The sequence below is a fragment of the Leifsonia sp. GW821-FHT13C09 genome (assembly GCF_058806435.1).
Genome location: NZ_JBXAPS010000001.1, coordinates 37038 through 57247, shown reverse-complemented (window position 1 = coordinate 57247; position 20210 = coordinate 37038). Strand labels below are relative to the sequence as shown.

At 71.6% G+C, this 20210-nt stretch carries 23 protein-coding genes; 6 read left to right on the top strand and 17 right to left on the bottom strand.

Annotated elements, in window-relative coordinates; genetic code table 11:
• From AC1ROW_RS00290 to AC1ROW_RS00275, 4 genes are all read right to left on the bottom strand, one after another.
• Positions 1-849 (bottom strand): NAD-dependent epimerase/dehydratase family protein, encoded by an 849-nt coding sequence (locus AC1ROW_RS00290; RefSeq protein WP_493016898.1) that lies wholly within the window; start codon positions 847-849, stop codon positions 1-3.
• A gap of 18 nt (positions 850-867) precedes the next feature.
• Complete coding sequence (def, locus tag AC1ROW_RS00285; protein WP_493016897.1) at positions 868-1359, bottom strand: peptide deformylase; 492 nt, start codon at positions 1357-1359, stop codon at positions 868-870.
• A 38-nt stretch (positions 1360-1397) separates the two neighbouring features.
• Entirely contained in the window at positions 1398-2711 is a 1314-nt protein-coding gene (locus tag AC1ROW_RS00280) for a MinD/ParA family ATP-binding protein (RefSeq protein WP_493016896.1), read from the bottom strand.
• 149 nt (positions 2712-2860) lie between these two features.
• A complete protein-coding gene (locus AC1ROW_RS00275) occupies positions 2861-6265 on the bottom strand; it encodes a pyruvate carboxylase (RefSeq protein WP_493016895.1) in 3405 nt (1134 codons plus the stop codon).
• 79 nt (positions 6266-6344) lie between these two features.
• On the opposite strand from AC1ROW_RS00275, the gene AC1ROW_RS00270 reads away from it, so the two are divergent.
• Positions 6345-7154: a ParA family protein gene (locus AC1ROW_RS00270; protein ID WP_493016894.1), complete on the top strand. Its 810-nt coding sequence runs from the start codon at positions 6345-6347 to the stop codon at positions 7152-7154.
• Positions 7155-7377: 223 nt separating this feature from the next.
• Here AC1ROW_RS00270 and AC1ROW_RS00265 read toward each other — a convergent pair whose 3' ends face one another.
• From AC1ROW_RS00265 to AC1ROW_RS00250, 4 genes are all read right to left on the bottom strand, one after another.
• Positions 7378-7929 (bottom strand): MerR family transcriptional regulator, encoded by a 552-nt coding sequence (locus AC1ROW_RS00265; RefSeq protein ID WP_493016893.1) that lies wholly within the window; start codon positions 7927-7929, stop codon positions 7378-7380.
• A gap of 119 nt (positions 7930-8048) precedes the next feature.
• On the bottom strand, positions 8049-8747 hold the full coding sequence (gene ftsR, locus AC1ROW_RS00260; protein ID WP_493016892.1) for a transcriptional regulator FtsR: 699 nt from the start codon (positions 8745-8747) through the stop codon (positions 8049-8051).
• Positions 8748-8750: 3 nt separating this feature from the next.
• Positions 8751-9200, bottom strand: a complete 450-nt coding sequence (locus AC1ROW_RS00255) for an FHA domain-containing protein (RefSeq protein WP_493018324.1) — start codon at positions 9198-9200, stop codon at positions 8751-8753.
• A 61-nt stretch (positions 9201-9261) separates the two neighbouring features.
• Entirely contained in the window at positions 9262-9891 is a 630-nt protein-coding gene (locus tag AC1ROW_RS00250; protein WP_493016891.1) for a CDP-alcohol phosphatidyltransferase family protein, read from the bottom strand.
• Between the two features lie 76 nt (positions 9892-9967).
• On the opposite strand from AC1ROW_RS00250, the gene AC1ROW_RS00245 reads away from it, so the two are divergent.
• Positions 9968-10795, top strand: a complete 828-nt coding sequence (locus AC1ROW_RS00245) for a DUF1295 domain-containing protein (protein WP_493016890.1) — start codon at positions 9968-9970, stop codon at positions 10793-10795.
• Here the strand turns inward: AC1ROW_RS00245 and AC1ROW_RS00240 are convergent.
• Entirely contained in the window at positions 10779-11276 is a 498-nt protein-coding gene (locus AC1ROW_RS00240; RefSeq protein ID WP_493016889.1) for a hypothetical protein, read from the bottom strand. The genes AC1ROW_RS00245 and AC1ROW_RS00240 overlap by 17 nt on opposite strands.
• A gap of 72 nt (positions 11277-11348) precedes the next feature.
• Here AC1ROW_RS00240 and AC1ROW_RS00235 point away from each other — a divergent pair, with 72 nt between their 5' ends.
• The 3 genes from AC1ROW_RS00235 to AC1ROW_RS00225 are packed head-to-tail and all read left to right on the top strand — an operon-like array spanning position 11349 to position 13014.
• A complete protein-coding gene (locus AC1ROW_RS00235) occupies positions 11349-11822 on the top strand; it encodes a hypothetical protein (protein ID WP_493016888.1) in 474 nt (157 codons plus the stop codon).
• A complete protein-coding gene (locus tag AC1ROW_RS00230) occupies positions 11819-12205 on the top strand; it encodes an RNA-binding S4 domain-containing protein (protein ID WP_493016887.1) in 387 nt (128 codons plus the stop codon). Before AC1ROW_RS00235 ends, AC1ROW_RS00230 begins: the two co-directional genes overlap by 4 nt.
• Positions 12205-13014: a DUF72 domain-containing protein gene (locus tag AC1ROW_RS00225; protein WP_493016886.1), complete on the top strand. Its 810-nt coding sequence runs from the start codon at positions 12205-12207 to the stop codon at positions 13012-13014. Before AC1ROW_RS00230 ends, AC1ROW_RS00225 begins: the two co-directional genes overlap by 1 nt.
• On the opposite strand, the gene AC1ROW_RS00220 is transcribed toward AC1ROW_RS00225, so the two are convergent.
• Both AC1ROW_RS00220 and AC1ROW_RS00215 read right to left on the bottom strand, forming a co-directional pair.
• Positions 13011-13400: a VOC family protein gene (locus tag AC1ROW_RS00220; RefSeq protein ID WP_493016885.1), complete on the bottom strand. Its 390-nt coding sequence runs from the start codon at positions 13398-13400 to the stop codon at positions 13011-13013. The two genes, AC1ROW_RS00225 and AC1ROW_RS00220, sit on opposite strands and share 4 nt — an antisense overlap.
• A 33-nt stretch (positions 13401-13433) precedes the next feature.
• Positions 13434-14381, bottom strand: a complete 948-nt coding sequence (locus AC1ROW_RS00215; RefSeq protein ID WP_493016884.1) for a DnaJ domain-containing protein — start codon at positions 14379-14381, stop codon at positions 13434-13436.
• 112 nt (positions 14382-14493) lie between these two features.
• On the opposite strand from AC1ROW_RS00215, the gene AC1ROW_RS00210 reads away from it, so the two are divergent.
• Complete coding sequence (locus AC1ROW_RS00210; protein WP_493016883.1) at positions 14494-14877, top strand: glyoxalase superfamily protein; 384 nt, start codon at positions 14494-14496, stop codon at positions 14875-14877.
• Here AC1ROW_RS00210 and AC1ROW_RS00205 read toward each other — a convergent pair.
• The 6 genes from AC1ROW_RS00205 to AC1ROW_RS00180 are packed head-to-tail and all read right to left on the bottom strand — an operon-like array spanning position 14874 to position 20190.
• The gene (locus AC1ROW_RS00205) at positions 14874-15761 is read right to left on the bottom strand and encodes a prenyltransferase (RefSeq protein ID WP_493016882.1); all 888 of its coding nucleotides are present in this window, start codon (positions 15759-15761) and stop codon (positions 14874-14876) included. The two genes, AC1ROW_RS00210 and AC1ROW_RS00205, sit on opposite strands and share 4 nt — an antisense overlap.
• On the bottom strand, positions 15758-16135 hold the full coding sequence (locus AC1ROW_RS00200) for a lycopene cyclase domain-containing protein (RefSeq protein ID WP_493016881.1): 378 nt from the start codon (positions 16133-16135) through the stop codon (positions 15758-15760). Before AC1ROW_RS00200 ends, AC1ROW_RS00205 begins: the two co-directional genes overlap by 4 nt.
• Entirely contained in the window at positions 16132-16461 is a 330-nt protein-coding gene (locus AC1ROW_RS00195; RefSeq protein WP_493016880.1) for a lycopene cyclase domain-containing protein, read from the bottom strand. Before AC1ROW_RS00195 ends, AC1ROW_RS00200 begins: the two co-directional genes overlap by 4 nt.
• Entirely contained in the window at positions 16458-18131 is a 1674-nt protein-coding gene (crtI, locus tag AC1ROW_RS00190; protein WP_493016879.1) for a phytoene desaturase family protein, read from the bottom strand. The genes AC1ROW_RS00195 and crtI overlap by 4 nt, the downstream gene beginning before the upstream one ends.
• The gene (locus AC1ROW_RS00185) at positions 18128-19051 is read right to left on the bottom strand and encodes a phytoene/squalene synthase family protein (protein WP_493016878.1); all 924 of its coding nucleotides are present in this window, start codon (positions 19049-19051) and stop codon (positions 18128-18130) included. The genes crtI and AC1ROW_RS00185 overlap by 4 nt, the downstream gene beginning before the upstream one ends.
• Positions 19048-20190, bottom strand: coding sequence for a polyprenyl synthetase family protein (locus tag AC1ROW_RS00180; RefSeq protein WP_493016877.1), 1143 nt, complete (start codon positions 20188-20190; stop codon positions 19048-19050). The genes AC1ROW_RS00185 and AC1ROW_RS00180 overlap by 4 nt, the downstream gene beginning before the upstream one ends.
• Positions 20191-20210 lie beyond the last annotated feature (20 nt).

Genomic DNA, 20210 nt, shown 5'->3' with positions numbered 1-20210 from the left:
CTACACCTCGTCGCGCCAGGAGTGCTGGGGGTCGTAGCCCAGCACCCGGCGGGCCTTGTCGATCGACAGCAGGGTCTCGTTGTTGTCGAGGTCGTCGCGCTTCAGCGGGACGCCGGGGAAGACCTCGGCGACGAGCTCGGCGTTGGAGCGGCTCATCACGGTGTCGGCGGCCGCGATGATGAAGCGGTCGAAGCCGGTGGTGTCCCACTCCAGCGCCTTCTGGATGGCCTGGGCGCCGTCGCGGGCGTCGATGTAGCCCCAGAGGTTCCACTTCCGGCCGCGCGCGTCCGCGTCGTAAGACGGGAAGGCCGCGTAGTCGGCCGGCTCCATCACGTTCGAGAAGCGCAGCGCCACGATCTTCAGCGACGGGTCCCAGCGGACCAGCTCGATCGCCATCTGCTCCTCGAGGTGCTTGACCAGCGAGTAGGTCGACTCCGGGCGGGCCGGGTAGTCCTCGTCCACCGGGATGTAGGGCGGCGGGACGTCGAACGGCAAGCCGAGGACCGTCTCGCTGGACGCGTAGACGATGTTCTTGATGCCGGCGCGGCGCGCGGCCTGGAAGACGTTGTAGGTGACGCGGATGTTGTTGTGGAAGGTGGCGACGTCGGGGAGGATGCCCGGCGCCGGGATGGCGGCCAGGTGCACGATGGCGTCGAAGCCGTCGTGCAGGTCGTCCACGCCGAGGATCGCGTCGAGCGTCTGGCCGTAGTCGGTCAGGTCGACGCGGATGAAGCCGCGGCCGCGCTCCCCTGTCGCGTCCAGGTTGATGACGGTGTGGCCCGCCGCGCGTAGTTCGCGCACGACGGTGCGCCCGAGCTTGCCGGATCCTCCGGTGACTGCGATGTCCATGCCACCGAGTCTACGGACTCAGAACCAGTCGCTCTCCCGCACCTGCCGCATCGCCTCGCGGCGGGTGTCGTTGTCCAGGCGGTCGAGGTAGAGCTTCCCGTCGAGGTGGTCGGTCTCGTGCTGCAGCGCCTGCGCCATCACGCCGGTGCCGGAGAGCTCGATCTCGTTGCCGTCCAGGTCGACGCCGCGCACCCGCGCGAACGGGTAGCGGGAGGTCTTGAACCACAGGCCGGGCACCGACAGGCAGCCCTCGTCCACCAGCTCGGGCTCGCCGGAGACCTCCACCAGCTCGGGGTTGATGATGTAGCCGACCTCGCCGTCCACGTTGTAGCTGAACGCGCGCAGGCCGACGCCGATCTGCGGGGCGGCGACGCCCGCGCGCCCCGGCGGGATGACGCTGTCGATCAGGTCCTCGACCAGGCCGCGGACGCCCTCGTCGATGTCGCCGACGGGCTCGGACGGGGTCTTCAGGACGGGGTCGCCGAACAGGCGGATCTGACGTTCGGTCACAGGGGTCTCCTAGAGCGCGGGGTGGGACGGGAGCGGGTTCAGGCGCGCTCGGCGGGCAGGCCCTCCACCACGAGCGCGGCGAGCGCCCGGGCGGACAGCTTGGTCAGGGGCTTGAGGTCCTTCCAGTTGACCACGGAGCCGGCGGCGAGCTGCGGGTCGTACGGGATGCGGACGATCTCGCGCACGCGCGAGCGGAAGTGCGACTCGATCTCCTCGAGCTTCACCAGGTTGGTCGCGTGCGTGGCGGTGTTGAGGGCGACGACGGCGTTGCGGACCAGGTCCGTGTAGCCGTTCGCCTCCAGCCAGGTGAGCGTCTCGGACGCCAGCCGCGCCTCGTCGACGCTGCCACCGGAGACGATCACGATCTCATCGGCGCGCTGCAGGGTCGCCCGCATGACCGAGTGGACGATGCCGGTGCCGCAGTCGGTCAGCACGATCGAGTAGAACCGGGCCGCGAGGTCGGCGACGACGTTGTAGTCGTTCTCGTCGAACGCCTCCGACAGCAGCGGGTCGGTGTCGGACGCCAGGATGTCGAGCCGGGTCTCGTCCCGCGACACGAGCGCGGAGAAGTCGGTGAAGCCGCCGATGCTGGCCGCCTTGTGCACGACGTCGCGCACCGTGGCGCGGGTCTGCTTGGGGACGCGCTCGGAGAGCGTGCCGCGGTCCGGGTTGGCGTCGACCGCGATGATGCGGTCCTCGCGCGCGTCGGCGAGCGCCATCCCGAGCAGCGTCGTGATGGTGGTCTTGCCGACGCCGCCCTTGCGGGTGAGCACCGGGACGAAGCGGGTGCCGCCCTCGAACTGCTTCTGGATGCGGTGGTCGAGCTCCTTGCGGGCGCGCACCTTGGCGGAGTCCCCCAGGTTCACCGTGCGGAAGGTCGTGTTGTAGACGAACCGCTGCCAGGGACCCTCGGGGCCGGGGCGCGTCTTGCGGTTGACCTCCAGCAGGCGGTCGGCGGTCAGCATCGCGGCGGGCTCGGGCTGCGGCGAGTGCTCGCCGCGCAGGCGGTCGCGGCGGGACTGCGCGTAGGCGTCGTGGCCGGGCAGCGGAACTGCGCCGTCGCCGGTGTCGACGTCCTGCGTCGGCGTCGGGCCGGTCGCCAGCCGCGAGGCGACGATCGCGACGGAGGTCGTGGTCGGCTCGGTCGGCGACGCGACGAAGCCCGGGTCGACCGGGATGTCGTCGATCGCGACGGCGGCCTCGTCCTCCGGGACTTCCTGGGGCGGGGCGGGCGGCAGGTCGACGGCGATGCTCAGCTTCGTGTCGATCTCGAGCGGGGACGGCCGGAACACCGACTCCTCATCCCGCGGCGCGAGGTCGCCGCGCTCCGGCTCCTCCGGCTTTTCTGCCACGCTTGCACTCCTCCTGCCGCGCGACGGCGGCACTGCGACAGTTTACCGGGCGGGCCGCCCGCGTCGACAGCGCGGGCGCCCGCGAACGCCGCAGCGCTCCCCACGACAGCGAAGAGCACTGCGGTGGGGAGCGCTGCGGACGGAACCGGTCAGGCGGGGGTGATGACGACCAGGAGGTCGCCGGCGTCCACCTGCTGGGTCTTCGGGATGGCGAGGCGCTCGATCGTGCCCGCGACGGGCGCGGTGATCGCCGCCTCCATCTTCATGGCCTCGATCGACGCCACGGCCTGGCCCGCTGCGACGACGTCGCCGGGGACCACGTGCAGCGTCACGACGCCCGAGAACGGCGCGGCCACGTGCCCGGGCTTGGCGGAGTCAGCCTTCTCGGCCGCCTTCGTCTCGACCACGATGCTGCGGTCGCGCACGAACACCGGCCGGAGCTGGCCGTTGAGCGTGGTCATGACCGTGCGCATGCCCTTCTCGTCGGCCTCGCCGATGGCCTCCAAGCCGATGTACAGCCGGACGCCCTTGCTGAACTCGATGACGTGCTCCTCGACCGGGGAAAGCCCGTAGAGGTAGTCGATCGAGTCCACGACGGAGAGGTCGCCGAACAGTTCGCGCATCTGCTCGTAGATCCGCGTGGGAGCCGGGAACAGCAGACGGTTGAGCGTCGCGCGGCGCTCGGCGCTGGAGCCCTCCAGCGCCTCCGCGTCGGCGGGCGGCAGGTCTTCGACGCCGACCTTGACGGTCTTGCCCGCGAGCACCTTGGTGCGGAACGGCTCCGGCCAGCCGCCGGGCAACTCGCCCAGCTCGCCGGCCATGAAGCCGACGACCGAGTCCGGGATGTCGTAGTTCTGCGGGTTCTCGGCGAAATCGTCCGGGTCGGCGCGGACCGCGGCCAGGTGCAGGGCGAGGTCGCCGACGACCTTGGACGACGGCGTGACCTTCGGGATGCGGCCCAGGATCCGGTTGGCCGCTGCGTACATGTCCTCGACCAGCTCGAAGTCCTCCGCGAGGCCCAGCGCCTTGGCCTGCTGGCGCAGGTTGGACAGCTGGCCGCCGGGGATCTCGTGCTTGTAGACGCGACCGGTGGGGCCGGGCAGGCCCGACTCGAAGGGGCGGTAGACCTGGCGCACCGCCTCCCAGTACGGTTCGAGGTCCTCGACCGCGGAGAGCGAGATCCCGGTGTCGCGCTCGGTGTGCGCGAGGGCCGCGACGAGGGCGGACGCGCTCGGCTGGCTCGTGGTGCCGGCCATCGGGGCGCTCGCGACGTCGACCGCGTCGGCGCCGGCGCGCGAGGCCGCGAGCAGCGTCGCGAGCTGGCCGCCCGGGGTGTCGTGGGTGTGGACGTGCACCGGGAGGTCGAAGCGCTCGCGGAACGCGCCCACCAGCTTCTCGGCGGCGGCCGGGCGCAGCAGGCCGGCCATGTCCTTGATCGCGAGGATGTGCGCGCCGGACTCCACGATCTGCTCCGCGAGGCGCAGGTAGTAGTCGAGCGTGTAGAGCTCCTCTGCCGGGTCGAGCAGGTCGGCCGTGTAGCAGACCGCGACCTCCGCGATGGCGGAGCCGGTGGCGAGCACCGACTCGATCGCCGGGCGCATCTGCGACACGTCGTTGAGCGCGTCGAAGATGCGGAAGATGTCGACGCCGGTGGCGGCGGCCTCCCGCACGAACGCGTCGGTCACCTGCGTCGGGTAGGGCGTGTAGCCGACGGTGTTGCGACCGCGCAGCAGCATCTGGATGTTGATGTTCGGCAGCGCCTCGCGCAGGGAGGCGAGCCGCTCCCACGGGTCCTCGCCGAGGAAGCGCAGCGCGACGTCGTAGGTCGCGCCGCCCCAGGCCTCCACCGACAGCAGCTCGGGGGTGAGCCGCGCGACGTAAGGCGCGACGGCCAGGAGGTCCTTGGTGCGCACGCGGGTGGCGAGCAGCGACTGGTGGGCGTCGCGGAAGGTGGTCTCGGTGACCGCGAGGGCGGTCTGCGCGCGCAGGGCCTCCGCGAAGCCCTTCGGGCCCAGCTCCAGCAGCTTCTGGCGCGAGCCGGCCGGCGCGGGCACGCTCAGGTCGATCCGCGGGAGCTTCTCCACTGGGTCGGCGACCTCGGGGCGCGGGCCGTTCGGCTGGTTGACCGTGACGTCGGCCAGCCAGTTGAGCACCTTGGTGCCGCGGTCCTTGGACTCGCGGCCCTTGAACAGCTCCGGGCGCTCCTCGATGAAGGAGGTGGAGACGTTGCCGGCGATGAAGTCCGGGTCCTCCATGACCGCCTGCAGGAACGGGATGTTCGTGGCCACACCGCGCACGCGGAACTCGGCCAGCGCGCGCCGCGCTCGCAGCACGGCGGCCGGGAAGTCGCGGCCGCGGGTGATGAGCTTGGCCAGCATGGAGTCGAAGTGCGGGCTGATCTGCGCGCCCGGGTTGATCGTGCCGCCGTCGAGGCGGATGCCCGCGCCGCCCGGCGAGCGGTAGGTGGTGATCTTGCCGGTGTCGGGGCGGAAGCCGGCCGTCGGGTCCTCGGTGGTGATGCGGCACTGCAGGGCGGCGCCGCGCATCTGCACCGTGTCCTGGCTGAGCCCGAGGTCGGCGAGGGTCTCCCCCGCCGCGATGCGGATCTGCGACTGCACGAGGTCGACGTCGGTGATCTCCTCGGTGACCGTGTGCTCCACCTGGATGCGCGGGTTCATCTCGATGAAGACGTGCTCACCCGCACGCTCACCCGCGGTGTCGAGCAGGAACTCGACGGTTCCGGCGTTCTCGTAGCCGATCGACTTCGCGAAGGCCACGGCGTCGCGGTAGAGCGACTGGCGGATCTCGTCGGAGAGGTTCGGAGCCGGCGCGATCTCGACCACCTTCTGGTGGCGGCGCTGCACCGAGCAGTCGCGCTCGAACAGGTGGATAGTGTTCCCCTGGCCGTCCGCGAGGATCTGGACCTCGATGTGCCGGGGGCGCAGCACGGCCTGCTCCAGGAACATGGTCGGGTCGCCGAACGCGCTGTCGGCCTCGCGCATCGCCTCCTCCAGCGACGCGCGCAGGTCCTCCTTGCGTGCGACCCGGCGCATGCCGCGGCCGCCGCCGCCGGCGACCGCCTTGGCGAAGATCGGGAACCCGATCTCGTCGGCGCCCGCGAGCAGCTCCTCGATGTCGCGCGACGGCGGGGTGGACTTCAGGACGGGGACGCCCGCGGCGATCGCGTGCTCCTTCGCCGTCACCTTGTTGCCGGCCATCTCGAGCACCTCGGCGCGCGGGCCGATGAACGCGATGCCCGCAGCGCGGGCGGACTCGGCCAGCTCCGGGTTCTCGGACAGGAAGCCGTAGCCGGGGTAGATCGCGTCGGCGCCGGACTCCTTGGCGACCCTGATGATCTCCTGCACATCCAGGTACGCGCGCACCGGGTGGCCGGGCTCTCCGATCTGGTAAGCCTCGTCCGCCTTCAGCCGGTGCATCGAGTTGCGGTCTTCGTAGGGGAAGACGGCGACCGTGGCGGCGCCCAGTTCGTACGCGGCGCGGAAGGCCCTGATGGCGATTTCACCGCGGTTGGCAACGAGGATCTTACGGAACATGGGGACCTTTCGAGCAGGGGTCGGCACCACACAGCAAACGGTTAGGTACTCCAAGACTAGTGAAGGTAACGTGGCTGTCGTGCACGTACTCAGCGTTAGTTCCCTCAAGGGCGGTGTCGGAAAGACCACGGTGACGCTCGGTCTGGCCTCGGCGGCGTTCGCCAAAGGGCTCCGTACGCTGGTCGTCGACCTCGACCCGCAGTCCGACGTCTCGACCGGCATGGACATCCAGGTCGCCGGTCACCTCAACGTCGCCGACGTGCTCGCCTCCCCCAAGGAGAAGATCGTCCGCGCGGCGATCGCGCCGTCCGGGTGGATGAAGGGACGCCCGGGCAAGGTCGATGTCATGATCGGCAGCCCGTCGGCGATCAACTTCGACGGCCCGCACCCGAGCATCCGCGACATCTGGAAGCTCGAAGAGGCCCTGGCCAACGTCGAGCACGACTACGACCTGGTGCTGATCGACTGCGCCCCGTCGCTCAACGCGCTCACCCGCACGGCGTGGGCGGCCAGCGACCGCGTGGCCGTCGTGACCGAGCCCGGCCTGTTCTCGGTGGCCGCCGCCGACCGCGCCCTGCGCGCGATCGAGGAGATCCGCCGCGGCCTCTCGCCCCGCCTCCAGCCGCTGGGCATCATCGTCAACCGCGCCCGCGTCCAGTCGCTGGAGCACCAGTTCCGGATCAAGGAGCTGCGCGACATGTTCGGCCCGCTGGTGCTGTCTCCCCAGCTCCCCGAGCGCACCTCCCTGCAGCAGGCGCAGGGCGCGGCGAAGCCGCTGCATGTCTGGCCGGGTGAAAGTGCGCAGGAGATGGCGCACAACTTCGACCTCCTCCTGGAGCGGGTGCTGCGCACCGCCAAGATCGGCGAGTACGCCGTCGCCGGCAACTGACACGAGCGCACCCGCCCTCCGGACCGTAACTCCGGAAAAACTATGAGGAATCGCTCGAGGACTCCGTTTGAACGGGCTTCCCCAGGGCGTGTCGCGTCAAATCTCCGGAGTTACCAAACGCGCGACTAAATCCGGAAGGCACACGCAAGCACCCCGGATAATGTCCGTTCCCACGGTTTTCCGGCCCCGAACCGGCCGAATCTCCGGAGTCAGCGACGCGCGCTCAGGAGGCCTTGGACTTCGCCGCGCGGCGGGCGGCGAGCTCGTCGAGGTCGTCGCCGGCGGTGTCGAGCTCGACGAGGGAGGACTCCACCTCGCGGAGGACCTTGCCGACGGCAATGCCGAAGACGCCCTGGCCGCGGCTGACCAGGTCGATGACCTCGTCGTTCGACGTGCACAGGTAGACGCTCGCTCCGTCGCTCATCAGTGTGGTCTGCGCCAGGTCGTTGACGCCCGCCTCGCGGAGCTGGTTGACCGCCGTGCGGATCTGCTGGAGCGAGATGCCGGTGTCGAGGAGGCGCTTGACCAGCTTGAGCACGAGGATGTCGCGGAAGCCGTAGAGGCGCTGCGAACCGGAGCCGGCCGCGCCGCGGACCGTGGGCTCCACGAGGCCGGTGCGCGCCCAGTAGTCGAGCTGGCGATAGGAGATGCCGGCCGCGCGGGCCGCGACGGCGCCGCGGTAGCCGTTGGCGTCGTCCATCTCGGGCAGGCCGTCGGTGAACAACAGGCCCAGGTCGTACCGGGCGGCGTCGTTGTCACGACTCGGTTCGCTCATGATGACAGCCCCTCGGTTGACGGATCGCGCACTTCGTGATGAGGCGCTTCAACCACGGTACCCATCCCCCGGTCGCCGGGCAACGACATCCGGAAAACGCGCTCGGCGTGTCGAGCCGGTCAGGGCTGCAGACGGGTCAGGGCGGCGCGGATGATGCTGCCCCGGACCACGTCGAGCTGACCGGCGATCTCGCGGGCGAGTTCCGCCGTCTGCGGGCCGGCCGTCACGTCCTTGCGGCGCGCGAGCGGCACCAGGGCGGTCTCGATCAGCCCGATCTCGCGCTCCGCCGCCGCGCGGAAGCCGCGCAGGTGGCGCGGGCCGATGCCGGTGCGGGACAGCTCGGCGAGCGCGCGGAGCACGGTCAGCGTCTCCTCGCCGTAGACCTCGGCGGGCACGATCAGCGACGCGCTGACGGCCTCCTGCAGCAGTTCGGGCGTCGCGCCGGCCTCGCGCAGCAGTTCGTCGCGCTGGAACCGACGGCCGGCCGGCAGCATCGACCCCGAACCCTCGCGCACGCCGCCGGGCAGCGGCGGGTCCTCGCCCGCGTCGACCGCGGCGAGGTACTTCTTGATGACCTTGAGCGGGAGGTAGTTGTCCCGCTGCATCGCCAGCACGGTGTGCAGCCGTTCGACGTCGGCGGGCGAGAACTTGCGGTAGCCCGACGCCGTTCGGGACGGCGAGATGAGCCCGCGCTCCTCCAGGAAGCGCAGCTTGGACGACGACAGGTCCGGGAACTCGGGGGTCAGCCGCGCCAGCACCTGGCCGATGGAGAGCAGAGCAGGCGAGGAGGCCTGCGCCCTCGCTGCTTGCCGGGCCACTGGCTAGTTCTTCGCCGCGGCGGCGAGGTCTTGGCGCGAGGCGTAGAACGTGAGCCGGAACTTGCCGATCTGGACCTCGGACGAGTCGCTGAGCAGCGCGCTCTCGATGCGCACGCCGTCGTAGTACGTGCCGTTGAGCGAGCCCAGGTCGCGGACCTCGAAGGCCGTGCCGCGGCGAGTGAACTCCGCGTGCCGGCGCGAGACGGTCACGTCGTCGAGGAAGATGTCGGCGTTCGGGTGGCGGCCCGCGCTCGTCACGTCCGCGTCGAGCAGGAACCGCGCGCCCGTGTTCGGACCGCGCCGCACGATGAGCAGCGCCGAGCCGGACGGCAGCGCCGCGATCGCCTCCTGCTCCTCCGGGCTGATCTCGCCGTCCATGGGGAACATCTTGGAGATGAACTCCTCGCCGAAGCGCGCAGTCGTGTCCTCGTTCCCCGTCGCGGCTTCGCGCAGGGGGTTCTCGGCGTCGCGGCCGTCGTCGTCAGCAGCAGAAGCCCATCCAGGGTAGTTCTCGTCAGGCACCGTCAACCTCCTCGTGGTCCAGCCTATCGGAATGTGGCCCACTGTCATCGGCCGGAAGGCGGATGACCCGCGCGGTCTCCCGAATGTAGACGATCCCGGCCCACCAGTAGAGGAAGGCGCCCCACAGCGCGAAGGCCCAGCCGAGGGGCAGCGAATACGGCGCGAGCGGGGCGAACGCCTCGCCGAGCATGAGCAGCGGGAGGGCCCAGAACAGGCAGAAGGTCGCGACCTTGCCGAGGTGGTGGACCGGCAGCGGTCCGTAGCCGTGGTTCGCCAGGATCACCCCGAGGACCGCCAGCATGACGTCGCGCGCGACGATGACCGCCACCAGCCACCAGGGGATGACCTCCCGCCACGCCAGGCCGATGAGGGCGGCGAAGATGTAGAGCCGGTCGGCGGCCGGGTCGAGAAGCTGCCCGAGCCGGGAGACCTGGTTCAGCTTCCTGGCGAGCCAGCCGTCCAGGAAGTCGGTGACGCTGGAGACGACGAGGACCAGGAGGGCGAGCGCGTCCTCCCCCGTGATCACGAACGCCAGGAACACCGGCACCAGAGCCAGCCGGAAGAAGCTGAGGACGTTCGGGATCGTCCACACGCGCGAGCTCACCGCGCCGACACCATCCACGATTCCACTCTACTGACCGTGATCCTCCCGTCGAGGGCGGCTTGCGATCCTCGGACGCGATCCTAGGATGTGGGTCGTGGAGCCCTTCTTCGTGTGCCTCTGGATCCTCGCCGGCGTGTGCGCCGCGACCTGGGTGCTGTCGCTGGTCACGGGCGAGCACTCCTGGGTGGACCGGATCTGGTCGATCGTGCCGGTCGTCTACGTGTGGGTGTTCGCGATCGCGGCCGGCCTCCAGGACGCCCGGCTCGACCTGATGGCCGGCCTCGTAACGCTGTGGGGCGCGCGGCTGACCTTCAACTTCGCACGCAAGGGCGGCTACGCGCCGGGCGGCGAGGACTACCGCTGGGAGGTGCTGCGCGGCCGGATGAGCCAGGGCGCGTTCGCGCTGTTCAACCTGTTCTTCATCGTGATCTACCAGAACGTCCTGCTCCTGCTGATCGCCCTCCCGGCCTGGACCGCGTTCCAGCACCGGACGCCGTTGAACGGGTTCGACGTGGTCTGCGCCGTCCTTTTCCTGGTGCTGCTCGCGGGCGAGACGATCGCCGACCAGCAGCAGTGGGCGTTCCAGCAGTGGAAGAGGGCGGAGGTCTCGGCCGGGCGCGAGCCGAGCCCGCGCTTCCTGCAGGCCGGGCTGTTCCGCTACTCGCGGCACCCGAACTTCTTCTGCGAACAGGCCCAGTGGTGGGTGGTGTTCCTGTTCGGCTGCGCCGCGGCCGGCTCTCTGCTGCAGTGGACCGTGATCGGGCCACTGCTGCTGACCGGGCTCTTCATCGGCTCGACGGTCTTCACCGAGAGCATCTCGCGCTCGCGCTACCCGGAGTACGCGGAGTACCAGCGGCGCACGTCGCCGATCGTGCCGTGGTTCCCGCGGCGGGGCGGGGATGCCGTCACGGCGCGCTCGTGACCGCGCGGGCAGGACGAGGGAAGGCCTCCCGCATGTGGTCGGAGTCGAGGTAGTCGGCCACGCCGATCAGGATCAGGCTGAAGACGATCTGCTCGGTGACCATCCAGAACGGGTAGAGGCCGGGGATCGCAGCGATGACGAGGGTGACGACGGGGAAGATCTTGGCGAACAGCCGCAGCCGGGAGTAGGCCCAGTAGTAGCCCTTCTGCGCGCGCCAGGCGAAGTAGAACAGAGTGACGGTCATGCCGAGCACGACGACGGAACGCATCCAGACGGCGAACGGCACCTGCGCGCCGTCGAGGGTCAGGACCGAGGCGATGACGACGGCTGTGGTGCCGACGACGAGCTCGGCCACGAGCAGCCAGGCGATGACGACGAACGCGCGGCGCGTCCGCGGGTGGTCGCGCCCCTCCTCCGGGACGGTGTAACCGGCGTGGCGTCCGCCCGCGATCCGGTCGAGCCGTCGGAGCAGTGAATCCATGTATTCACGTTATCCCGACGCGGCTGGGAGCCGCTTCCATCATTCGATGGATCCAGCGCGTACCGTGGAGGCATGTCGTGCATCCGGTTCAACACCCCCGCCCAGCGCCAGGCGATGCGCGATCACCGCCCGGCGATGCTCACGGCCGAGGAGGCCGCCGCGCTGCACCCGGCGCCGGAGGTGACCGAGAGCAAGCTGCGCAGGCTCCGGCTGCTGGCCGCCGACCCGAATCCCAAGATCCGGGAGGCCGTGGCCTCCAGCTACAACACGCCGGCCGACCTGTTCGAGACGCTGGCGAAGGACCCCGACGAGGGCGTGCGCGGCTGCGTCGCGAAGAACGAGGCGACGCCGTGCGACATCCTGCGCTCGCTGGCGACCGACCGCTCGGAGACCGTGCGCGGCTGGGTGGCGGTGAACTACTACGTGCCCGCCGATGTGATGGCGGCGCTGGCGACCGACCGCAGCAAGACGGTGCGCAGCCTGGTGAAGTGGAAGGCGTCGCTCGCCGAGGAGGCCGGGGCGGAGCAGGCCGTCCTCTCCCGATGAGCGGGACGCCGTCCGGTGGCCCGACCGTGGTCCGGGTCGACGCCTGGGCCTGGGCGGTGCGGCTGTACAAGACCCGCTCGGCGGCCTCCGACGCCTGCAAGGCCGGCCACCTCAAGGTGAACGGCGACCGCGCGAAGCCGTCGCAGCAGGTGAAGGTCGGCGACGAGGTGCGCGCCTACGTCGGCGGCTCGGAGAAGATCTACATCGCCCGCAGGCTGATCGTGAAGCGCGTCGGCGCCGCGATCGCGGCGGAGTGCTTCGAGGACCGCACGCCTCCCCCGCCGCCGAAGGCCGAGACGCCCTCGGACGTCACGCGCGAGCGCGGCGCCGGGCGCCCCACCAAGCGCGACCGCCGCCTCCTGGACCAGCTCCGGGGCCGCTGATGGCGCAGGCGCGGGTGGGCATCTCGGGGTGGACGTACGCGCCCTGGCGCGGCGTGTTCTATCCGAAGGGCCTGCCGCACCGCGCCGAGCTCGAGTACGCGTCCGAGCGGCTGAACTCGATCGAGATCAACGGCAGTTTCTACGCACTGCAGAAGCCCACCAGCTACCGCAACTGGGCGGCGAGCACCCCGGACGACTTCGTGTTCTCTGTGAAGGGCGGCCGCTACATCACGCACATCCTGCGGCTGAAGAACGCGCGCGTCGCCGTCGCCAACCTGTTCGCGTCTGGCGTGCTCACGCTCGGCCCCAAGCTCGGCCCGCTGCTCTGGCAGCTCCCGCCGACCCTGCAGTTCGACCCGCAGGCGCTGGAGGCTTTCCTCGGGATGCTGCCGAGGACCACGGCGGAGGCCCGCGCACTGGCCGCGGACACGGCTCTGGAGGAGGGCCGGACCGACTACTCCGGCACGGACGACCGTCCGCTCCGGCACGCGGTGGAGGCCCGGCACGCGAGCTTCACCGATCCCGCGTTCCCGCGCATCTGCCGCGCGCACGGGGTCGCGGTGGTGCTCGCCGACACCGCAGGACGCTATCCGGTGCTGCGCGAGACGACCGCGGACTTCGTCTACGTGCGGCTGCACGGCGATGTCGAACTGTACGCGAGCGGGTACAGCGACGAGGCGCTGGACCGCTGGGCCGCCGAGCTGCGTGCGCACCTGGACGCGGGACTCGACGTGTACGCGTACTTCGACAACGACATGAAGGTGCGCGCGCCGTACGACGCGATGGGGCTGCTGGAGCGGCTGACCTAGCCCGCGAGCACCGACATCACGTTGCCGGCCGGGTCGCGGAACCAGGCGATGTCCGGCCCGCGGTTCGCCGCGCGGCCTCGGGCGACGCCCTTCTCGTCGGTGTGCAGCTCGTCGTCGTCGTAGATCTTGGTGACCACGCCCTTGGCGTTGAGGTCGTCGACGGCGGCGTCGATGTCCTCGACCGCGAGGTTCAGGATGGTGAAGCTCGCCGGGGTGTGATCCGGCTTCGGGTAGACGAAGACGTGGCCGCCGCCGGGGAGCGCGATGTCGAGGTTGCCCATCGGCCCCTCGGTCACCTCCAGGCCGAGGGTGTCGCGGTAGAAGTCGCGGGCCGCGTCGATGTCGTTCACGCTGAAGCCGCTGAAGATGTCGATTGCGTTGACCATGGCGCCAACTCTGCTCCGCGATCCCGGCGACGTCTAGACGAAGCGCACGGCCTCCTGCAACCGCGGCCGCAGTTCGAAGGCGCGGTCGACGCTCGCCCGGCCCGCCGCGTCCGCGCCGTCGCGGAGGATCCGGGGCAGCAGCGACCGGCGCACCACCGTCGCCCCGGCCAGCCGGCCGCGCTGGACGACGTCGAGCGGCACCGCCAGCGCGTCGTCGGGGACGACCACGATCAGGCCGGTGAAGCGGACCCCGGCCTGGCGGCCGAAGCTCTTGGCCGAGTTGTAGAGCGCGTGGAAGGGCTCCTCGTCGTGCGCGATCCCGGAGCCGACCAGCTCGCCCTTGGCCAGCTTGACCGGCGCGCCCCAATCGGCGGAGCGGATGGCGAACAAGCCGGCGGGGCCGAGGACGATGTGGTCCAGCTTGGCGTCGGTGGCCGGGTGCACGGCCACGTCGTTCCAGATCGTGAAGCCGATGCCGAGGCCGGAGACGGCGCGGGCGGTCGCCTCCTCGGCGAGCGCCTCCGCCAGCAGCATCCGGATCTCGCGCGGCGCCGAGCGCACCAGCGCGGGGTCGTACGGGTCGGCGAGGTCGGTGCCGCGGCCCATCCACTCCCGCATCAGGGTGAGGAAGCGCTCGCGGGCACGGCCGCCGGGGTGGCCGTAGCTGCGGGCGCGCACGGTCGGGCCCCTGCCGGACGAGCGGGTGGGGTGCACGGTGGCGCTGAAGCCTCCGCCGCCGGACTCGCCGGACACGGCGTCCACCACCAAGGACTCGCCGCGGTCGTAACGCGCCCGGTCCTCCGGGTCGCCGACCTGCTCCCAGGCGAACTGCACGGCCTGGAACGCCGCCGCGCTGCCGCCGGTGTCCGGGTGCGTCAGGCGCGCGAGCCGTCGGTAGGCGCGCCGCAGCTCGTCCTGGCTGACGGTCGCGCTGACGCCGAGCACCTCGTAGGCGCTCGGCGCGGCGGGACTGTCACTCATGGTTCCCGAGAGTAGCGGGCGGATCCGTGGATTCGCTCGATTTTCATTGAGGACGGAATGTGACCGCATGCCGCCATAGCCTGGGATCACAGCAACCGGAAAGGCAGGAATCATGACCATCAGCGACTGGCGTATCGAGCTCATCATCGTCCCCGTCAGCGACGTGGACCGGGCCAAGGCGTTCTACGTGGACGCGCTCGGCTGGCACGCGGACTTCGACCAGCGGGTCTCCGACACGCTCCGGTTCGTGCAGGTGACGCCGCCAGGCTCGGCCTGCTCGATCGCTTTCGGCGAGGGGCTGACCGACATGGAGCCCGGCACGATGAAGGGGCTGCAGATCGTCATCCCCGACGCGGACGCGGCGCTGGAGCACCTGCGAACCAACGGCATCGAGGCGCAGGGCGTCGACGAGCAGGCCTGGGGACGGTTCGTCTCCTACACCGACCCGGACGGCAACGGCTGGAGCCTCCAGCAGCTGGTGCCGCAGAACCGCTAGCCGGGCGACGAGAACGCGTAGCCGATCAGCAGCAGCGTCACCACGAAGCCGCACGCGTAGTTGATCCAGAGGAAGCGCCGCCAGCCCCGGTTGGCGGCGCCCGCGCGTGCGTCCGGGACCGACCAGTACGGCGCGGCGGTGAGGATGTACGGGACGGCGAGCACGGCGGCGACCGGGCCGGGCCAGGCGGTGCCGAGCATCGCGAGGCCCGCGGCGGTCCAGGCGAGGACGGCGAGCCGCGTGGTGCGCGCGGCGCCGAGCACGGTGGCGATGGAGGCGATGTCGGCCTCCCGGTCGGGCACGACGTCCTGCACCGCGCCGAACGCGTGGCTGCCGACGCCCCACAGGAAGAACGCCAGCAGCAGCAGCCAGAGCGCGGGGGTGAAGACGGCGCCCGCGAGCACCAGACCGTAGAGCGCCGGGCTGACGAAGTGGAAGCTCGACGTCGCCGAGTCGAGGAACGGGACCTCCTTGAACCGCAGCCCCTTCCCCGAGTAGGCCAGCACGGCGAAGACGCTCGCGGCCAGCACCAGCCACGACAGCGGCGAGCCGACCGCGACGAGGAAGACCAGGAACGGCACGTTCGTCGCGGCGGCGGCGATCAGCGTGCGCCGGTGCATGTCCCGGTCGAGCAGCGCACCCTCCGCGCCGCCTTTGCGCGGGTTGCGCAGATCCGACTCGTAGTCGAACACGTCGTTCACCCCGTACATCGCCAGGTTGTACGGGACGAGGAAGTAGAGAGTGCCGACGATCAGCACGGTGTCCACGCGGCCGGTCGTCACCAGGTACGCCGCGGCGAACGGGAAGGCGGTGTTGATCCAGCTCAGCGGGCGGGAGGCGAGGAGGAGCTGGCGGGCGGCGGAGGGCGCGACGGTCGTGGTCAACTGCGGCTCCGATCGTGCGTGCGGTGCTCCGTCGTCGACTCATGAGCGCCGACCGACCCGTCCGGCCCCGGCCGCAGCAGCAGCCAGAGCCCCGGGAGGAGCATCAGCCCGGCGATCGGATAGGCGAGGTCCTCGATCGGGACGAGGCCGAGGCGCACACCGGAGATCGCCGCGGGCGCATAAGTCATCAGTCCCGCCGCGATCATGAGGTTGTCGAAGACGGCGGTCAGCACCACCAGTACGACGCCGGTGACGACGGCAGGGACGATCCAGCGCCGCACGAGGCCGGCGCCGTCCGGCGCGCGCACGAGGCCGACGACCAGGACGGCCGCGGCGAGCGCGAGGAAGGCGGCGCTGAGCAGCGGGTAGGTCATCCGCGCTCCCGCCGGTCGAGCAGCGCGCGCGTCCCGAACAGCAGGACCAGCGTCAGGTAGCAGAGGAACGCCAGGAACACCGGCTCCTCCAGAGGGAGCTGCGGCGCGAGCTCGATGCCGGTCATGAACGGCGACCGGCCGCGGGCGAAGACGCCGAGCACGATGCCGAGCGCGTCCCAGGCCAGGAAGAAGACCAGCCCGCCCGCGAGCACCAGGCCGGCGCGGCGCGGGGCGGCGCCGCGCCAGAAGACCAGGTGGAACCGCCTGTCGAGCAGCGCCAGCGCGCCGAGCGCGCCGAGCAGGCAGGCGAGGTAGGCGAGGATCACGGGACGCGCTCCCCCGTGTGCACAGCACCCGAGGCTGCCGCCGGGCGCAGCGGCTCCGGAAGCGGGGCCGCGCTGTCGTCGCCGCGCAGCCGCTTGAGCACGAGCTCGGCGCTGATCAGGCACATGGGCAGGCCGATGCCGGGGATGGTCGACGATCCGGCGTAGAGCAGGCCGTCGACCTTCTTCGACGCGTTCCCCGGACGGAAGAACGCGCTCTGCCGCAGCGTGTGCGCGAGCCCGAGCGCGCCGCCCATCCACGCGTTCACGTCGTGGGCGAAATCGTCCGGGCCGACCGTGCGGCGCACGACGATCCGGTCGGCGAGGTCGGGGACGCCCGCCCAGGCGCCGACCTGCGCGACTGCCGCGTCCACCGTCTTCTCCACCAGCCGGTCGCCGGCGCCGTCGACGCCGCCGCGGCCGATCGAAACGTCGGCGGCGACCGGGACCAGCAGGAAGAGGTTCTCGGAGCCCTCCGGTGCGACGCCGGGGTCCGTCGCGCTCGGCTTGCAGACATAGAGCGACGCCGGGTCGGGGATGACCGTGCCGCGCCCGAAGCCGGGCCGTGCGCCGTAGATGCGGGCGAAGCCCTCCTCCCAGTCCGTCGTGAAGAACAGGTTGTGGTGGGTGAGCTCCGGGAGCGCGCCGCGGACGCCGAGCATCGCGAGCACGGCGCCGGGCCCGGGATCGCGGCGGTCCCAGGTCCGCTCGGGATACGTGCGCAGCGCCGACGGCAGCAGCTCGGTCTCGGTGTGGTGGAGGTCGGCGGCGGAGACCACGATGCCCGCCTCCGCGACCCGGGAGCGGCCTGCGGCGTCGATGTACTCGACGCCGGTCGCGCGGGCCCGGCGCTCCCGGCCCGGCCCGGTCTGGATCGCCGTCACCCGGGCGCCGGTCACCAGCTCCGCTCCGGCGGCCTCGGCGAGCGCCGCGATCCGCCGGATCAGCTCGGCGAAGCCGCCCTGCGGGTAGCGCACGCCGTCGTCCAGGTCGAGGTGGCTCATCAGGTGATACATGCTGGGCGCGCGGCCGGGCGACGTGCCGAGGAAGACCGCCGGGTAGCCGAGGAGCTGCCGCAGCCGGGTGTCGCGCACGAACCCGGCGGCGTAACGGTCGAGCGGTTCGAGCAGGAGGCGCGCCAGTCGCCCCGCGCGGCGGAGGACGGCCCCGTCGAGCAGGGGGCCGGGCGTCGCGAAGGTCGCGTAGAGGAAGCGGTCCACCGCCAGCCGGTAGGTCTCGGCCGCGCTCTCGAGGTAGCGGTCGAGCGCGGCGCCGGCGCCCGGCTCCACGCTCTCGAACAGCGCGCGGTTGCTCCGGCCGTCCGCCCGGACATCCAGCGGGTCGCCGCCGGACTCCGCGAACAGCCGGTAGCCGGGGTCGAGGGTGACCAGGTCCAGCTGCTCGGCGGCGCTCGTGCCGAGCAGCCGGAAGAAGTGGTCGAACACCTCCGGCATCAGGTACCAGGACGGCCCGGTGTCGAAGCGGAAGCCGTCCGCCTCCCACAGTCCGGCCCGGCCGCCCAGCGCGTCCTGCTGTTCGAGCAGGGTGACGCGGCGGCCGTCCCGCGCGAGCAGCGCCGCGGTGGCGAGCCCGGCGATCCCTCCCCCGATGATGACGACCCGGTCGGCGGCGCGGTCGGCGCCGCGGTCGGCGGCGGCCAGTCGCTCCGTCACCGCAGCGACCCGGTGGAGGCCCGGAGCAGGATCGCGAGCTTCATGGCGTTGGGCACCCGCACCCGGCGCGTGAGCAGCTCGGCCGCCGGGGTCTGCCGGATCCGGTCGCTGAGCTCGGAGAACAGGCCGTGGGCGGCGGCGATCGCGCGCCGGCAGTTCTCCGGCAGCTCCGGGATGGCGTCCGCCGCCGCGCCCAGGTCGCAGTCGATGTCGACCACGAGCGCGAGCTTCTGCCGCTCGGTGAGGCGGGCCGGGTCGATGCCCGGGAAGTAGCTGCGGCCGAGCTCCGCGTAGTCGACCGCGAGGTCGCGCAGGAAGTTGATCTTCTGGAACGCCGCTCCGAGCCGGCGCGCCCCCGCCTCCAGCCGGCGCCGGGTCGCGTCGGGCACGGGCGAGTCGGCGAGGAAGACGGCGAGGCACATCAGCCCGACGACCTCCGCGGACCCGTAGACGTAGGCGCTCAGCTCGTCCGCGGTGAAGTCGACGGGGTCGAGGTCGCGGCGCATGGAGGCGAAGAACGGCCGGGTCAGCTCCGCGCCGAAGCCGGCCGAACGCGCCGTGCGGGCGAACGCGTGGACGACGACGTTGGCGCTGTACCCGGTGCGCAGCGCCTGCTCGGTGTCGTCCTCGAGCGCGGCGAGGACGTCTCTGATCTGCTCCGCGGTCAGTCCCGCCTCGGCCGCCGCTCCGTCGACGATCTCGTCGGCGACCCTCACGAGGGCGTAGACGTCCTCGACCTGCGGGCGGACGGACGGCGACAGCAGCCTGGTCGCCATCCCGAACGAGGTGGAGTACTCGTGGATGATCGTGGCGGCGCTGCGGTGCGCGGCCCGGCCGTAGAGGGTGAGGTCGGTGTCGGAGACGGGGACGGCACGCCCCTCAGGCGAGGTCTCCGACGCCGACGGCTCGGTGCGGGTCATGCGGTCCTCCCGACACAGCCGATGGCGATGCCGGTCAGCGTGGCAGCCAGCGCGGACGGCAGCAGGGGGGTGTCCAGGGCGGCGACGGCCACGGCCACGTGATCGGCCAGGAGACGCTCGGCGAAGAGGCGCGCGCCGCAGCGTTCCAGGCCCGCGGCGAGTTCCGCCGCGCCGTCCGGGCCGAGGTCTGCCCGTCCGAACAACGGCTCCAGGTCGGGCCACTGCGCGGTGCCCCGGGCGAAGGCGATGAGCGTGGTCTCCTTGCCCTGCTGGAGGTCGCCGACCACGGTCTTGCCCGTCACGGTCGCGTCCCCGTACACCCCGAGCAGGTCGTCGCCGAGCTGGAAGGCGACGCCCACCAGCCGGCCGTAGCGGGCCAGCAGCTCCACGACCTCGTCGTCCGCGCCCGCGAGGAGGGCGCCGGCGGCGAGCGGCCCGGACACCGAGTACTCCGCTGTCTTGTACCCGGTCATCGCGAGGACGTCGGGCAGCTCGTTCGCGGACATCCCGGTCGCCAGTCCGACATCCGCCAGCTCACCGGCGGCGGTGACGTAGACGGCGCGATCGATCAGGTCGAGCAGCCCGGAGCGCGTGGGCTCCGCGACCGTCAGGCGCGCGACGCGCTGGGCGGCGGCGTGCAGCAGCAGGTCGCCGGCGAGGATGGCCGCCGACTCGCCCCAGAGTCGGGCGCGGGTCGTCCCGGCCCCCCGGAACAGGGCGTCGGCGCTGAACTCGCCGGCGACGTTCGGTCGACCGCGGCGCACCGTGTCGCCGTCGATCACGTCGTCGTGCAGCAGGAAGGCGCTGTGCAGGAGCTCGAAGGCGAGCGCGGTCTGGACGGCCGCGGCGCGGCCTTCGGCGTCGCGGTGGCCGGAGCCGGCCAGGCCGTGGAACGCCGACAGCACGAGCCGGGGTCGCAGCCGTTTGCCGCCGCGGGAGGACTCCGCCACGGCCTGCCACAGGCGCGTGTACTCCTCGCCGTAGCCGGCGGCGTCGCTCTCGCGTGCGGCGAGGAAGGCGGACAGCTCCTGCTCGACGGAGCGCAGGTCCGTCTCGACCGCGTCGGCGGTCGAGACGCCCCTGGCGGGGCGGTGTGTTTCGGGGCGGTGCTGCGCGAGCTCCGGGCGAAGCTGGGTCATTCCGAGCTCCTTTACCTAGC

Coding starts and splice junctions, on each gene's coding strand:
- AC1ROW_RS00240 (WP_493016889.1), bottom strand. CDS start 11,276: ATGGATTCACTGCTCCGACGGCTCGACCGGATCGCGGGCGGACGCCAC.
- AC1ROW_RS00225 (WP_493016886.1), top strand. CDS start 12,205: ATGGCGCAGGCGCGGGTGGGCATCTCGGGGTGGACGTACGCGCCCTGG.
- AC1ROW_RS00235 (WP_493016888.1), top strand. CDS start 11,349: ATGTCGTGCATCCGGTTCAACACCCCCGCCCAGCGCCAGGCGATGCGC.
- AC1ROW_RS00180 (WP_493016877.1), bottom strand. CDS start 20,190: ATGACCCAGCTTCGCCCGGAGCTCGCGCAGCACCGCCCCGAAACACAC.
- AC1ROW_RS00220 (WP_493016885.1), bottom strand. CDS start 13,400: ATGGTCAACGCAATCGACATCTTCAGCGGCTTCAGCGTGAACGACATC.
- AC1ROW_RS00215 (WP_493016884.1), bottom strand. CDS start 14,381: ATGAGTGACAGTCCCGCCGCGCCGAGCGCCTACGAGGTGCTCGGCGTC.
- AC1ROW_RS00290 (WP_493016898.1), bottom strand. CDS start 849: ATGGACATCGCAGTCACCGGAGGATCCGGCAAGCTCGGGCGCACCGTC.
- AC1ROW_RS00210 (WP_493016883.1), top strand. CDS start 14,494: ATGACCATCAGCGACTGGCGTATCGAGCTCATCATCGTCCCCGTCAGC.
- AC1ROW_RS00265 (WP_493016893.1), bottom strand. CDS start 7,929: ATGAGCGAACCGAGTCGTGACAACGACGCCGCCCGGTACGACCTGGGC.
- AC1ROW_RS00185 (WP_493016878.1), bottom strand. CDS start 19,051: ATGACCCGCACCGAGCCGTCGGCGTCGGAGACCTCGCCTGAGGGGCGT.
- AC1ROW_RS00200 (WP_493016881.1), bottom strand. CDS start 16,135: ATGACCTACCCGCTGCTCAGCGCCGCCTTCCTCGCGCTCGCCGCGGCC.
- AC1ROW_RS00230 (WP_493016887.1), top strand. CDS start 11,819: ATGAGCGGGACGCCGTCCGGTGGCCCGACCGTGGTCCGGGTCGACGCC.
- AC1ROW_RS00275 (WP_493016895.1), bottom strand. CDS start 6,265: ATGTTCCGTAAGATCCTCGTTGCCAACCGCGGTGAAATCGCCATCAGG.